Source organism: Colwellia sp. 6M3 (assembly GCF_014077595.1).
In the GTDB taxonomy this organism is placed as follows: Bacteria; Pseudomonadota; Gammaproteobacteria; order Enterobacterales; family Alteromonadaceae; genus Cognaticolwellia.
Map to the genome: position 1 here is coordinate 24,846 of NZ_JACGWF010000009.1, position 13,544 is coordinate 38,389.

The 13,544-nt window shown below is 38.1% G+C and carries 13 protein-coding genes; 3 read left to right on the forward strand and 10 right to left on the reverse strand.

Going from position 1 to position 13,544, the window contains the following annotated elements; genetic code table 11:
- Positions 1 to 13 precede the first annotated feature (13 nt).
- The gene (locus H4J50_RS03635) at positions 14 to 1,798 is read right to left on the reverse strand and encodes a DUF885 family protein (RefSeq protein WP_182254512.1); all 1,785 of its coding nucleotides are present in this window, start codon (positions 1,796 to 1,798) and stop codon (positions 14 to 16) included.
- A gap of 222 nt (positions 1,799 to 2,020) precedes the next feature.
- On the opposite strand from H4J50_RS03635, the gene H4J50_RS03640 reads away from it, so the two are divergent.
- Positions 2,021 to 3,034 carry a GGDEF domain-containing protein gene (locus H4J50_RS03640; RefSeq protein WP_182254514.1) on the forward strand — a complete coding sequence of 338 codons (1,014 nt, stop codon included), beginning with the start codon at positions 2,021 to 2,023 and terminating at the stop codon, positions 3,032 to 3,034.
- Here the strand turns inward: H4J50_RS03640 and H4J50_RS03645 are convergent.
- Complete coding sequence (locus H4J50_RS03645) at positions 3,031 to 3,498, reverse strand: DUF523 domain-containing protein (RefSeq protein WP_108457540.1); 468 nt, start codon at positions 3,496 to 3,498, stop codon at positions 3,031 to 3,033. The two genes, H4J50_RS03640 and H4J50_RS03645, sit on opposite strands and share 4 nt — an antisense overlap.
- 69 nt (positions 3,499 to 3,567) lie before the next feature.
- Complete coding sequence (locus H4J50_RS03650; RefSeq protein WP_108457539.1) at positions 3,568 to 3,879, reverse strand: DUF3630 family protein; 312 nt, start codon at positions 3,877 to 3,879, stop codon at positions 3,568 to 3,570.
- A gap of 172 nt (positions 3,880 to 4,051) precedes the next feature.
- Here H4J50_RS03650 and H4J50_RS03655 point away from each other — a divergent pair, with 172 nt between their 5' ends.
- On the forward strand, positions 4,052 to 4,351 hold the full coding sequence (locus H4J50_RS03655) for a cytochrome c (protein WP_108457538.1): 300 nt from the start codon (positions 4,052 to 4,054) through the stop codon (positions 4,349 to 4,351).
- 60 nt (positions 4,352 to 4,411) lie between these two features.
- Here H4J50_RS03655 and recQ read toward each other — a convergent pair whose 3' ends face one another.
- Positions 4,412 to 6,211: a DNA helicase RecQ gene (recQ, locus tag H4J50_RS03660; protein ID WP_108457537.1), complete on the reverse strand. Its 1,800-nt coding sequence runs from the start codon at positions 6,209 to 6,211 to the stop codon at positions 4,412 to 4,414.
- A gap of 289 nt (positions 6,212 to 6,500) precedes the next feature.
- Between recQ and rarD the strand changes: the two genes are divergently transcribed.
- Positions 6,501 to 7,412, forward strand: coding sequence for an EamA family transporter RarD (gene rarD, locus H4J50_RS03665; RefSeq protein ID WP_108457536.1), 912 nt, complete (start codon positions 6,501 to 6,503; stop codon positions 7,410 to 7,412).
- Positions 7,413 to 7,476: 64 nt separating this feature from the next.
- Here the strand turns inward: rarD and uvrD are convergent, their stop codons facing one another.
- From uvrD to H4J50_RS03695, 6 genes are all read right to left on the reverse strand, one after another.
- Positions 7,477 to 9,651 (reverse strand): DNA helicase II, encoded by a 2,175-nt coding sequence (gene uvrD / locus H4J50_RS03670; RefSeq protein WP_182254516.1) that lies wholly within the window; start codon positions 9,649 to 9,651, stop codon positions 7,477 to 7,479.
- Between the two features lie 142 nt (positions 9,652 to 9,793).
- Complete coding sequence (locus H4J50_RS03675) at positions 9,794 to 10,519, reverse strand: HAD-IA family hydrolase (protein WP_108457534.1); 726 nt, start codon at positions 10,517 to 10,519, stop codon at positions 9,794 to 9,796.
- An 11-nt stretch (positions 10,520 to 10,530) separates the two neighbouring features.
- On the reverse strand, positions 10,531 to 11,217 hold the full coding sequence (locus H4J50_RS03680) for a DUF484 family protein (RefSeq protein ID WP_220466088.1): 687 nt from the start codon (positions 11,215 to 11,217) through the stop codon (positions 10,531 to 10,533).
- 13 nt (positions 11,218 to 11,230) lie between these two features.
- Positions 11,231 to 12,061 carry a diaminopimelate epimerase gene (gene dapF / locus H4J50_RS03685; protein ID WP_108457533.1) on the reverse strand — a complete coding sequence of 277 codons (831 nt, stop codon included), beginning with the start codon at positions 12,059 to 12,061 and terminating at the stop codon, positions 11,231 to 11,233.
- A 16-nt stretch (positions 12,062 to 12,077) separates the two neighbouring features.
- A complete protein-coding gene (gene lysA, locus H4J50_RS03690; protein ID WP_108457532.1) occupies positions 12,078 to 13,328 on the reverse strand; it encodes a diaminopimelate decarboxylase in 1,251 nt (416 codons plus the stop codon).
- Positions 13,329 to 13,339: 11 nt separating this feature from the next.
- Complete coding sequence (locus H4J50_RS03695) at positions 13,340 to 13,510, reverse strand: LPS translocon maturation chaperone LptM (RefSeq protein WP_162533827.1); 171 nt, start codon at positions 13,508 to 13,510, stop codon at positions 13,340 to 13,342.
- Positions 13,511 to 13,544: the final 34 nt, after the last annotated feature.

A 13,544-nucleotide genomic window follows, 5' to 3' on the forward strand; every position in this document is an offset into this window, starting at 1 on the left:
TCGTTAATCCCTATTATTTCGTTTCTGCTTTCAGTGCTTTATCTTGAGCTTTTTTCTTTTCAACATAGTCAAAAATAACCGCTTCTAACATTGATAATGGCATAGAGCCATTTTTTAGAATTTGATCATGAAACTCTCGTAAATCAAACGATGTTCCTAAGTTTTTCTCAGCATGAAGACGTAACTTTTTGATGGTTAGTTCACCCATTTTATAAGATAAGGCTTGTCCTGGCCAAGAGATGTAACGATCAATTTCAGTTTTTACATTATGCAGTGACAGTGCCGTATTATTGGCTAAATAGTCCATAGCACGTTCTCGGCTCCAACCTTTAGCGTGCATGCCAGTATCAACAACTAATCGGCAGGCTCGCCACATTTCATAGGTTAAGCGGCCAAAGTCGCTGTAAGGACTTTGATAAAAACCAGCTTCTTTACCTAAATATTCTGAGTAGAGTCCCCAACCTTCGCCAAAAGCAGAAATATAAGTGCTAGTTCTAAACTTAGGTACATTCTCCATTTCTCGGGCAATAGAGCTTTGTAAGTGATGACCGGGTACCGCTTCGTGCAACGTTAATGCTTCTAAAACATATAACGGTCGACGGTCTAGTCGATACGTATTAACCCAATAATTACCCGGTTGGTCATCTCGCGAGGGACCAGAGTATCGCCCTGTTGTATATTTAGGCGCAATATTTGCGGGTACTTCTATAACGCCGTACGGGGTACGTGGCAAGGTTTTGAATAGTTTGGGTAATTGGGCATCCATTTTTTTGGCGATGAAGGACGCTTCTTTTAATAAACCTTCAGGGCTTGTGGCATAGAATTGTTTATCAGTACGTAAAAAATGAACAAAATCTGCAAAGCTTCCGGTAAAGTTAAGTTGTTCAATAATGGTGTCCATTTCAAGCCTAATGCGTTTTACTTCAGCCAAGCCCGTGTTATGCACTTCATCAACAGAAATCGGTAAGGTTGTATAGTGTTGTAACCGGTTAACATAATAGCTGTCGCCGTTTGGTAAAGAATTAGCCGCTATGTTGGCTCTCGCATTGGGTTGATATCGATTGACCATGAAATCATAATATTGCTGGTAACTCGGCATCAAAACTTCAGCAATAGTTTTCATGGCTTGTTCTTTAAGTTGAGCTTTCAGCTGTGGAGTAAAGTATGCCGGCAACGTTAAAAATGGCTGATAATAGGTACTTGAGCTAGCGTCAGTTTTTATAAATGCTTTAATCGACTCTTCAAAGCCTTCTAAGACAATTTTTGGTTGGGTAATGCCTGAAGCTATTCCTTGATCCATCCAATACATTTGTTGAGAAAAGTATCGTGGTAACGCATTCAATCGTGCAATATAATCGCGGTAATCTTGTTCGGTTTTAAAGCTAACTTGGCTTTTAATTCTGCTAATCCAGACATGAAATCCTGATTCAGCAGTTAATGGCATGTAGTGTTCTTTGTTAGTATAACTATCTAGTTCATTTTTTATGCTATAGGACAAAACTGAATGATTAATAGCTTCTGTCTGATTGAGCTTGTTACTATTTATTGCTAATAATCTTTGGTAAATAACGGCCAATATTTTATGTTGTTTTTGTAAGTTTTGTGGAGATAAGTCAGGTAATCGGCTATTAGTATCGCCGGAAATATCTTGATTAAAAGGACTTTGATGGTCTTTAAAGTGTTGATAATCTGTAATGATTTGTTCGAGATTATGGCTGATTAAAGCGGTAGGAGTTTTGGTCGACTGACAAGCCATAACCAATAGAACAACAAACATAGTGATTGAAAGAACTTTCATTACAAATCTCAAAAATTAATTTTATAAAAATACCCACTTATTTAATCACCATAACAAATCAAAACTATTTATAAAGCAAAGTTTACAGTTAAAGATTAATTTTGTTATTAAATCGGCATTGTTGTCGTTGTTTATACATTTTAGCATGGTACTTTTACTAAAATTACTGGACAATAACCCATCCGCTGATTGTCGTAAGAACATAAATGAAAAGTTGGCATAGTGCAGTATCATGATTCAATAGCACAAGCTGAACAAAAAATGCACGCCGCCATAAAACAATTGCAGTTATGGCATATAGCCGCGACTCCAATTAATTATGCGGTAAGCTACGGTTACCTTAATAAGCATTCAAAAAGTCTTAACTCTGAACTCGAAAAGCAATTAGCGTCAAAAAAGAAACTAGATAACTTTTTCTTAGAAGAAATGTATCGTCAATATATTTTAGGACAAAGTTCTTTTAGAGGGGAGTTAATTGACGATCTCGATGAAGTATTGGTTGATTTGCAAACTAATAACGAACAGTCATCACTGAATACAAAACGTTTAGTGACTGAATTAGACGAGAATATTGCCAACTTAAAGTCTACTGACAGAAGTGAAATATTTAACGCCATTAAACAGATACGTATCACGACTCAGCGATTTAAACTTGAGCAAGAGAAGCTTGCTAAACAGCTTCAATCTTCACAAAAATCTACTGAGACATTGCGCTCTGAGTTAGACGATGTGAAAAAAGAAATTTACTTAGATCCACTCACCGGTCTATTTAACCTTAAAGCGATGAATCAACATTTAGAGCTTTGGCTTTCTGATGATCCCGCTAAGCAAGTTTCTGCAATCGTAATTAATATTGATCAGTTTGCTAAGATGAATGAAAGTTTAGGCCCATTAATCAGCGATGTATTACTGACAAAAATTGCTAATAAAGTGAGCAGTTATGTCGGTGAAAGTGGCTTACCTGTTAGATCTGCTGGAGATGAATTTTTGATTTTGCTGCCAGATGTAAAGCGTATTGTTGCCGGAGAAGTAGCTGAGAAAATACGGCAGAGTGTTGAAAAATTAAGGTTTATTACCAGTAAATCAGGCACTAGATTACCACAAATGACGTTGAGTATTGGTGTGAGTGATTATAATGTTGCAACCAGTGCTAATAATATCATTAGCCAAACACGGGCATTAATAAACAATAACGCTAATATTCGAACTAATCACGTGAGTATTGCTAATAATTAATTTGCGCCTATTTCAGATATTAATAGCGCTAAGTTTTTTTCTGAAAATACCTTCACCCCGTTTGATCTCAATAATGCACTGGTAATACCTTGCCCTGCAATTTTCTGTTGGCTAAATTGACCATTATAAATACTCGTGCTGCCACAGGATGGACTTGATTCTTTCATCAGCGCATATTGAATATTATATTTTTGACAAAGTAATAATGCTTTATTTGCTCCTTTTTCAAATTCATCTGTAACATCATCACCTGTAATTGTTTTAACTTGAATGCTATCACCAACCATTTTTAGTTCTGCAGGAGGCCTTGGCGTACTTAATCCTCCGGCTAATTCAGGGCAGATAACCACTAAGCGATTTTCTGCTTGCCAGCGTAACAATGTAGTATTAACTAATAAGTTATCCCCACCGTCGTACCTCACTTTATTACCTAAAAAGCAGCTACTAATAAGTATCTTTTCCATCAACTTTACCTGTTTAAACTATAAAATTTTTAATATGACTTTAATGATCAGTAGTAAGTTAACGTTATTTTATTTGATTAATAAAAGCTGTTTAACACCTTCTAAATCGTCTTTATCTTGTTCAGTAGCGCACTCTATCCAGCAAGCATGACTATACTCTTCAAAGTTTAGTAAAAACACACTGTTAGCAATTTTGATTCTCAAACAATAAAGATCAGCGCCCTCTAATACCTCTAGCGTTTGTGCCGATGTTACCTGTAGCACATAATCAATAACCGCCGTTTTATCATCCATTGTCCATTCAACATTAAAAAAGATCTGAAGTGTAGTTAAACTAATTTCTTCAAGGTTAATGATTTCTATATTATTTTCTTTGAGCATACCGTTTCTTCTTCATGATAATTAATGGTTGAAAACATATACTGATGCAGTAATGCGATAGATTAATTTTTATCCTAGCGCGAAGCTAAAAAAAGCAACGACAACAGTAATTTTTTTACATATAATCAAGTGAGGATCCCTTAAAATTATTTACCAAAGAGAGATATTATCTATGAAAAAACTTACTTTAGCCGTTGCTGCTACTGTTATGATGGCTTCACCAGCATTCGCTGGCGACGCAGCTGCCGGTAAAGCAAAATCTGCTATGTGTGCAGCTTGTCACGGTGCTGCTGGTATTTCTGCTGTTCCTATGTACCCAAATCTTGCTGGTCAAAAAGAAGCTTACCTTGCAAAGCAATTAAAAGATTTTAAATCGGGTAACCGTAAAGATCCAGTAATGGCACCTATGGCAATGGCATTATCTGATGAAGACGTTGCGAACATCGCGGCATACTACGCAAGCCTTAAATAACCTTACCGTTATGTTAAAAAAAGCGCTATTAAGCGCTTTTTTTGTCTTTAAAATTAACACTTAACTCTGATGTTGTTTAATCAAAGATAAAAAAGGCTCGCCATAGCGGGCAAGTTTGGTGTCGCCAATACCACTAACATTGAGCATTTGTCTGGAAGTCGTTGGTTTTACCCTTGCCAATTCAGAGAGAGTGGCATCGTTAAAAACAATAAACGGCGCAATATCTTCAAGTTTAGCAATTTCTTTGCGTAACAATCTTAACTTAGCAAATAAAACTCTATCATAGGCTTTTTCACGTTTATTACTTTGCCAGTAACTCGCTTTTTGCAAACGAGGTGCGGCTAACATTAAGGGGTGTTTACCTTTTAATATATCTCCAGCGGCTTGGGTTAGACACAAGTTTGACTGGGCAGCAATATCTTGTTGTAGATAGCCTAAATGAATTAACTGTCGTACGATTGAAAACCAATAGCTCGGTGTTTTGTCTCTGCCAATGCCAAAAGTTGATACTTTATCATGACCAAGTTGGGTCATTTTAGTATTGAGCTCTGCGCGTAAAACCGCAATAACATACTCAACATCACCACTTTCTTCAATTCGATATACGCACGAAAGTACTTTTTGTGCAGCTTGTGTCGCATCAAACTGGCTTGGAGGATCTAAGCAAATATCACAATTACCACAGCTTTTTTCAGTAAACTCAGCAAAGTAATTTAAAACAACTCTGCGACGACATGTTTGTGCATCAATAAAACCACGCATCGCCTGAAAACGCTGAAGCTCTACATTAACTCGTTGTTCGTTTTCACCTTCACTAATGCGTTTGTTAATGCGTTCAGCGTCTTTTTCGTCATAAAGGAAAAGTGCTTCTGCTGGCAAGCCATCACGGCCTGCACGACCTATTTCTTGATAATAAGATTCGACTGTTTTTGGTGGTTCATAATGAATAACAAAACGCACATTTGATTTGTTAATACCGAGACCAAAAGCAATTGTAGCTACTACAATTTGCAGATCATCTTTGGCGAATTTATCTTGAATAATATTACGAATTTCAGACTCTAAACCGGCATGATACGCTGAGCAATTGATACCCGTTTCAGCTAAACGTTTTGCTAGTTTTTCTACTTGCCAGCGGCTATTGCAATAAATAATGCCGCATTCATCTTTACGTTTTTTTATATAACCAATAACTTGCTGCTCACCCTGATACTTTTCTGCCAAGGTAAAACGAATATTGGGTCGATCAAAACTATCAAGATGAATATAAGGATCGTTTAATGCCAATTGTTGCAGGATATCGCGTCGAGTGGTGACATCTGCCGTTGCGGTTAATGCCATCACAGGTACGTGCGGAAAGTTTTGTTTAAGTAAATGTAATTGCGTGTATGCAGGGCGAAAGTCATGACCCCATTGTGATATACAATGCGCTTCATCAATTGCAAAAAGGCTAATATTGAGCTGAGATAAGCCCTGGATAAAGTAATAATTTTTCAGTCGCTCTGGGGCAACATAGAGTAATTTAATTTTACCTTGACCTAAACGACTAAAAATATCGTTGATGGTCTCGGTATCAAGTGACGAATTAACAAACGCAGCAGAAATACCTTGTCGAACTAAACCGTCAACTTGATCTTTCATTAAGGCTATCAGGGGGGAAACTACAATTGTAACACCGGGCATAATGGTTGCTGGTAATTGAAAGCACATCGACTTTCCGCCACCCGTCGGCATTAACACTAAGCTATCTCGTCCCTGAAGAGCATGATTGATGATTTCTTCTTGGCCAGGGCGAAACGCCTGATAACCAAAGTGATGTTTCAGAGATTCAGTTAATGTTGTAGGAGAAATGGCTTGCAACAGGAAGTCTTATTTAATTAAATCAGCCGACATTTTACAGTAGTAAAGGCGTTGTGCGGAGGTTTATTTTTATTTTTACCGTGAATTTCTTATTATGAATAAAACTCAGTCTGATTATTAAGGTAAACACAGGTATTTTACGTAAGATGAAAGAGTAGCTTTGCCCTGTAAAAGTGCATGGTTAATGAATCTTATATTGCTTAATACTTTTAACTTGTCGATAGGTTGTTCAATTGAATAATGATATTATGTCGATACTTTAGCTCACCTTAGCCAGCAAGTTTATTCCATGCCAACAATTGAAAAAGACGCACTTCGTGGCGGTATTATTTTCGCGATTAGTGCTTATACAATGTGGGGGATTGCCCCATTATATTTTAGACTCATTGACCATATCAATGCCGATGAAATTCTTGTACATCGCGTCGTTTGGTCGACAATTTTATTGACATTAATTGTTTTACTGACCAAACGATGGGGCAATTTTATTGCCACTATTACACAACCCAAGATAGTTATGCAGTTAACCATATCTGCAACTTTTTTAGCGGTAAATTGGTTTATGTTTATTTGGGCTGTTAACAATGATCATTTGCTCGATGCTAGCTTAGGATATTACATAAACCCACTATTTAGTGTTGCATTAGGCGTAGTGTTTTTAGGCGAACGTTTAAGATTTTGGCAGTTATTTGCAGTTGGCTTGGCATTTATTGGCGTGCTCATTCAACTTATAATGATTGGCTCGTTGCCGATAATATCATTAGCGTTAGCCGCTACTTTTGGTACCTATGGTTTATTGCGTAAAAAAATGCCTTTAGATTCATTCGTAGGACTTTTAATAGAGTCACTTATGATGCTACCTATCGCCTTAATTTATTGGTTGTTTTTTCTACAAACCACTACAACTAATATGTTTGAAAATACGATGTCATTAAATACATTATTAATTTGTACCGGCATTGTTACTACCGCACCTTTATTATGTTTTAGTGCTGCGACCAAACGTATGACGCTGACAGCGCTGGGTTTTTTCCAATATATAGGCCCAAGTATTATGTTTGTTTTAGCAACTTTTTATTATGAAGAGCCGCTTTATTTTGCTAAATTAATTACATTTGCATGTATCTGGACCGCATTAGCAATATTTAGTTTTGATTCAGTAAAAGCTAGGCGTAAAGCAGCTAAAATAGCGGTAATATAGCGAGGTAAGTTAACAAAGCGAGTTAGGTTAACTCGCTTTGTTATTCGTATGAAGAGTCTAATTCCTAAAGCTTCTCTAAATTAGCATAAGCAACAACTAGCCATTTACAGCCTACATCTGCAAAGTTCACTTGAATACGACTTTGAGGACCGCTGCCTTCGTAATTTAATACCACGCCGTCACCAAATTTAGTATGACGAACATTTTCACCCAATTTAAAACCTGAGTTGCCAAAGGTTTCAAGGGTTAGCGCAGAAGAAAATTTACCTGTGGTTCTTGGCTTGCTAACTTGGCTTTGCATACGAATTTCTTCGGTACAAGTGTCAGGTAGCTCTCTTAAAAAACGACTCGCTTTATGATGTTTTTCTTGGCCATACAATCGACGACTTTCTGCATGACATAAATAGAGCTTTTGCATTGCTCGTGTCATGCCAACATAACATAAACGCCTTTCTTCTTCTAAGCGGCTAAGGTCTTCAACTGACTGCTGAGAAGGGAACATGCCCTCTTCTAATCCAGCAATAAAGACTAATGGAAACTCAAGCCCTTTAGCTGAATGCATGGTCATAAGCTGCACAGCAGATTCATAATCATCGGCTTGTGATTCACCAGACTCCAAGGCAGCATGGGTTAAAAATGACGTCAGTGGGCTTTGCTCTTCTGCCAGTTCAGGGTCAACTTCAAAGGTTTGACAAGCAGTAACTAACTCATTTAAGTTTTCAATACGGGCTTCAGCACGTTCGCCTTTTTCCGCTTGATACATAGCTTTTAAGCCAGAATGTTGAATAACATAGTTAGCTTGTTGGTCGAGGTTTAGGTGACTTGAGTCATCTTCTAACTGATCAATAACATTGATGAACTGCTGAATAACTTTCGCACTGCGACCTTTTAGCTCTTCGTTTTTCACCATGTGCTGACAAGCTTGCCACAAGGTGCTTTCCAAACTTCGTGCAGCGTCACGCACTAAACTTAGGGTTTGATTGCCAATGCCACGTGTTGGGGTATTAATAACACGTTCAAATGCTGCATCATCGTCTCTGTTATTGAGTAAACGTAAATAAGCGAGTGCGTCTTTAATTTCTTGACGTTCAAAAAATCGTAAACCGCCATAAATACGGTAAGGCAATTTCGCTTGAATTAAGGCTTCTTCCATTAAACGAGATTGGGCATTACTTCGGTATAAAATAGCGACATCATCTAATGAGCCTTTTTTATTTTTCCAGTCTGTAATACGTCCGGCAATAAAGCGCGCTTCATCTATTTCGTTAAATGCGGTGTAGATAGATATTTTTTCGCCTGCATCGTCTTCGGTCCATAGGTCTTTACCAAGACGATTATTATTGTTGCCAATTAACTGATTAGCAGCATTGAGAATATTGGCGGTAGAACGGTAATTTTGCTCGAGCTTAATGGTTTTAGCACCATCAAAGTCTTGTAAAAAACGTTGAATATTTTCAATTTTAGCCCCACGCCAGCCATAGATAGATTGGTCATCATCACCTACGATCATGACATTGCCACTTTTCTTGCCTAACAGGTTCAACCAAGCATACTGAATCGCATTGGTATCTTGAAATTCATCTACGAGTACATGCGAAAAACGTTGCTGGTAATGAGCTAATAACTCTGGATTATTTAACCAAAGCTCATGAGCACGCAATAATAGTTCAGCAAAATCGACTAAGCCTGCACGATCACAAGTATCTTGATAAACACGATAAACTTTAACAAATGTTTCTTCTGTTACGTCATGTTGAGCATCAATATGGTGAGGGCGCAAACCTTCATCTTTTTTACCATTGATATACCAAAGAAATTGTTTTGGCGGCCAACGCTTTTCGTCTAATTCTAATGAGCGTACAATACGCTTAACCATACGAAGTTGATCGTCAGAATCAAGTACTTGGAAGGCTTGAGGTAGCTTTGCTTCTTGAAAGTGCATACGTAATAAACGATGTGCTAAACCATGGAAAGTACCTACCCACATTCCGTGCACATTGCCATCAACGGTTTGTTCAACTCGGGCACGCATTTCTGCCGCGGCTTTATTGGTAAAAGTAACCGCTAAAATGCTATGAGGAGATGCATGCTCAACTTTCATCAGCCAAGCAATACGTTGTACTAAAACACGTGTTTTACCACTGCCAGCACCAGCAAGTACCAACATATTTTGTAGGGGTGCGGCGACTACATCGCGTTGTTTATCGTTTAACGATTCAAGTAATTCAGAAACATCCATAGCAAGGTAAAATCAAAAGCAAAATTATGCCGCTATCATAACAAGTTCAGCACTATTTTGATAACGCTATCCGTTGCCTAAGCTAATGAATACATTCAGATGCAGATAAATGTTTAATCGTTAAATAAGTAAATACAATTATTTACGTAAAAATATGGGTAAGTTGCTCTAGGTGATCAAGGGCAAGTGTAGGAAGAACTTTCAGAGGTTTACCCACTTGGTATGGGTTTAGCCAGACGGTTTGGCAGCCAGCATTTATTGCGCCAAAAACATCATTTTTTCCACAATCGCCGACATGGAGTAATTGCTTAGGACTAATTTTTAGTACCTTGCATGCTTTATCAAACATATCACGATCAGGTTTTAATTTATTATCAGTTGAGGCATTAAAGTGTGCACTAAAGTATTTAGCGATCCCTATTTTATCGGTATCTACATTGCCATTAGTTATCGCGACTAAAGGCACTTTGCTTTTGAGAAAGCTAAGGAAATCATGGGTATGTTGTGGCAAAGAGAAGTTACTGCGTTGCTCAACAAAATAACCTAATGCTGAATCAGCGACTGACTGTGCTTCGGCGCTAGTCAAACCTAATGAAAGCGCGCCAAGGTAGTAGCTTTTTTCTCTTAATAAGCTGATGTCGTGCTTTAAGGCGGGTGAATGCGCAATAACTTGTTGGCGAAAAGGCCACCAAAAGCTGATATCAAAGCCGTATAAATTACTATCAAGACCATAATCGCTGAAAATGCTTTTAAAATAGGCGATCATCTTAGTATCGGTAGCCAACATAATTGGGTGGTTACTGTACAAGGTATCATCTAAATCAAAGCTAATGGCATGAAAAGGATGTAGACGGCGATAAAATCTCACGGTGTTTTAGCCTAAAATAGTTGCTGATGTAAAAGCTTAGCGATCAATTTTTTAAATTGGCTCAATAACAAAGTATCCATACGAGGATCAAAATGCTCAGCATCTTGGCTACTAATTGCGAGAAAACCAATATCTTCTTGGTTGTGGGTAAGTCTTACCAAAACCACTGAACCTGCGTTAGCTTCACCAAAAATTAAGGCTTGTTCACTTTGCTGTAAACGGCCAAAATAGTAGTCATCTTTACTTAATCTATTTTCAATTATTTCAGCACAATCATTGTCAATTAAAGTACTGTGGCTAACTTGAGTTGGCTGAATTAACCATAATTTCAATGCATCTAACGACAACAATTGTGTAGTTGCTTGGTGTAAGCAATCAAGCAATTCAACGGCGGTAGTACAATCAAGTAAACGTAAATAGAGATCACTGTATAAAGCAAACAGTTGTTCGTTTTGATTAGCAATAACCATTAACTGGGTAATTTCTTCTTCTAAATTGTGAATTTTTTGTCGCTGTTGAGATAATTGACGCTCCACCAAAGAAATAGTGCCACGTTGATGATCGGGCAGTCTTAAACTTGTAACTAAGTCAGCTTGACGATTAAAAAACTCAGGATTTTCTTGCAGATAGCTTACGATTAACTCGTCAGTTAACTTTATTTCGTCATCAGAGATTAGGTTTTGATCATTTATTTGCATAGGTTTATCTTGTTTATAGGTTTATTTGCCCGTCGAATACGTGCACGGCGGGACCTGTCATTTTTACTGAGTTACCGGGGCCTTTCCAAAATATTTTTAATTGTCCGCCGGGTAAATCAACCAATACTTGTCTATTAAGCTTCTTTTGCATGTGACCAACCACCACAGCAGCACAAGCGCCACTGCCGCAAGCTAGAGTTTCAGCAGCACCACGTTCATATACGCGTAATTTAATGTATTCGGGTGAAACTACTTCCATAAAGCTGATATTCGCTTGTTGAGGAAAACGCTCATGAAATGATAATGCTTTACCTAAAGTTTCTACTGGTGCTTCTTTGACGTTATCTACCGTTAATACACAATGTGGATTACCCAAAGATACAACGCCACAAAGCACGGTTTCTTCTTCGCTTCGCAGAATATAAGTACCTTCTGCTTTTTGCGCTGTAAATGGAATTTTCGGCGGCTCAAATTGTGGTACCGGCATATTGACCGAAACATTACCGTCACGCTCAACAAACAAGGTCATTTTACCTGATTGTGTTGAAACTTTAATTTTATGCTTATTGGTTAAGCCTTTTAAACGGACAAATTTTGCAAAACAACGCGCGCCATTGCCACATTGGCCAACTTCACTGCCGTCAGCATTAAATATGCGATAGTGAAAATCTAAATCAGGATCATACGGAGGCTCAACGACCAGAACTTGGTCAAAGCCAACGCCAAAATTTCGGTCGGCAAGTTGTTTAATTTGCTCACTCGACAAGTAAACATTTTGCGTTACATTATCGAGCACGAGAAAATCATTACCTAAACCGTGCATTTTAGAAAAATTTACTAACATTTACGCTAATCTTCCACTATGAAGGTAATATGCTTTCACCTTGCCATAACTGGCTTAAGGTTTCGCGTTTTCTGATTAAATAACTCTCACTACCGTCAACCATTACTTCAGCTGCTCGTGGTCGACTATTGTAATTTGAGCTCATGGTAAAACCGTAAGCTCCAGCACTGCGAATAGCTAACAGGTCACCGGCACGTATGGCTAAACTTCTATCTTTACCGAGAAAGTCACCGGTTTCACAGATTGGCCCAACAACATCATATTGAGCGCTAGCAACATCATCGCGTTGCTCAACAGGAATAATAGCTTGCCATGCTTGGTATAACGCAGGTCTGATCAAATCATTCATTGCGGCATCTACAATAGCGAAATTACGTTCTTCACTCTCTTTTAGGTATTCTACTTCAGTGACCAAAATACCGGCATTTGCCATTACTGCTCGACCCGGCTCATAAATGAGTTTGATATCACGACCCAGCAATTTTTGTGCAATAGCCTCAGCATACTCTTTTGGGTGAGGCGGCGTTTCATTGTCGTAACAAACGCCCAAGCCACCACCAACATCAATATGTGATAGCGCAATACCATGCTCGGTTAACTCATCAACTAACTTTAATACTCGATCAAGTGCGTCTAAAAAGGGGGCAACCTCAGTGAGTTGTGACCCTATATGACAATCAACACCTTGAATATTAATGTGTGATAACGTTGCAGCATATTGATATAGCGCAGGAGCGTGTTCAATACTGATACCAAATTTATTTTCTTTTAAGCCAGTTGAAATATAAGGATGAGTGCCTGCATCAACGTCTGGATTAACCCTTAACGATATTGGCGCCACTTTATTCAAACTTTGGGCTACGGTTTGTATACGATCTAATTCGGCCGATGACTCAACATTAAAACAGTAAATATCTAAATTAAGTGCATAAGCTATTTCTTCTGAGGTTTTCCCTACACCAGAAAAAACCACTTTTTTGGGATCGCCGCCTGCTTCAAGCACGCGCATTAACTCACCCTTAGAAACAATATCAAAACCTGAACCTAATCTCGCCATAACATTTAATACCGCAATATTGCTATTAGCTTTTACGGCATAACAAACAAGATGTGGTCGCTCTCCAGCCGCTTGATCAAAGGCATGCCAATGGCGCTCAATGGTAGCTCGAGAATAAATATAGAGTGGTGTGCCATACTGCTTAGCTAACTCAGTGACCTGACATTGCTCGGCGTATAATGAATGTTGTTTACGATTGAAAAAGTCCAATGCCGTTATTCCTAAAGTTCTAAATTAGATTTATCACTGTTTTTATCAATTTCTTCACTTGTTTTAGGCAAGTTCTCTTGCTGTTGCTCAGGAGTTTGGTATAAAGGACCTTTAATGCCACAGCCTGTTAAGATTACTAAACTAATCAAACTGAAGAAAATAATTACAATTTGTTTACGCATAATTGATTTATTCGATTTTTTTCCCATGATAGAC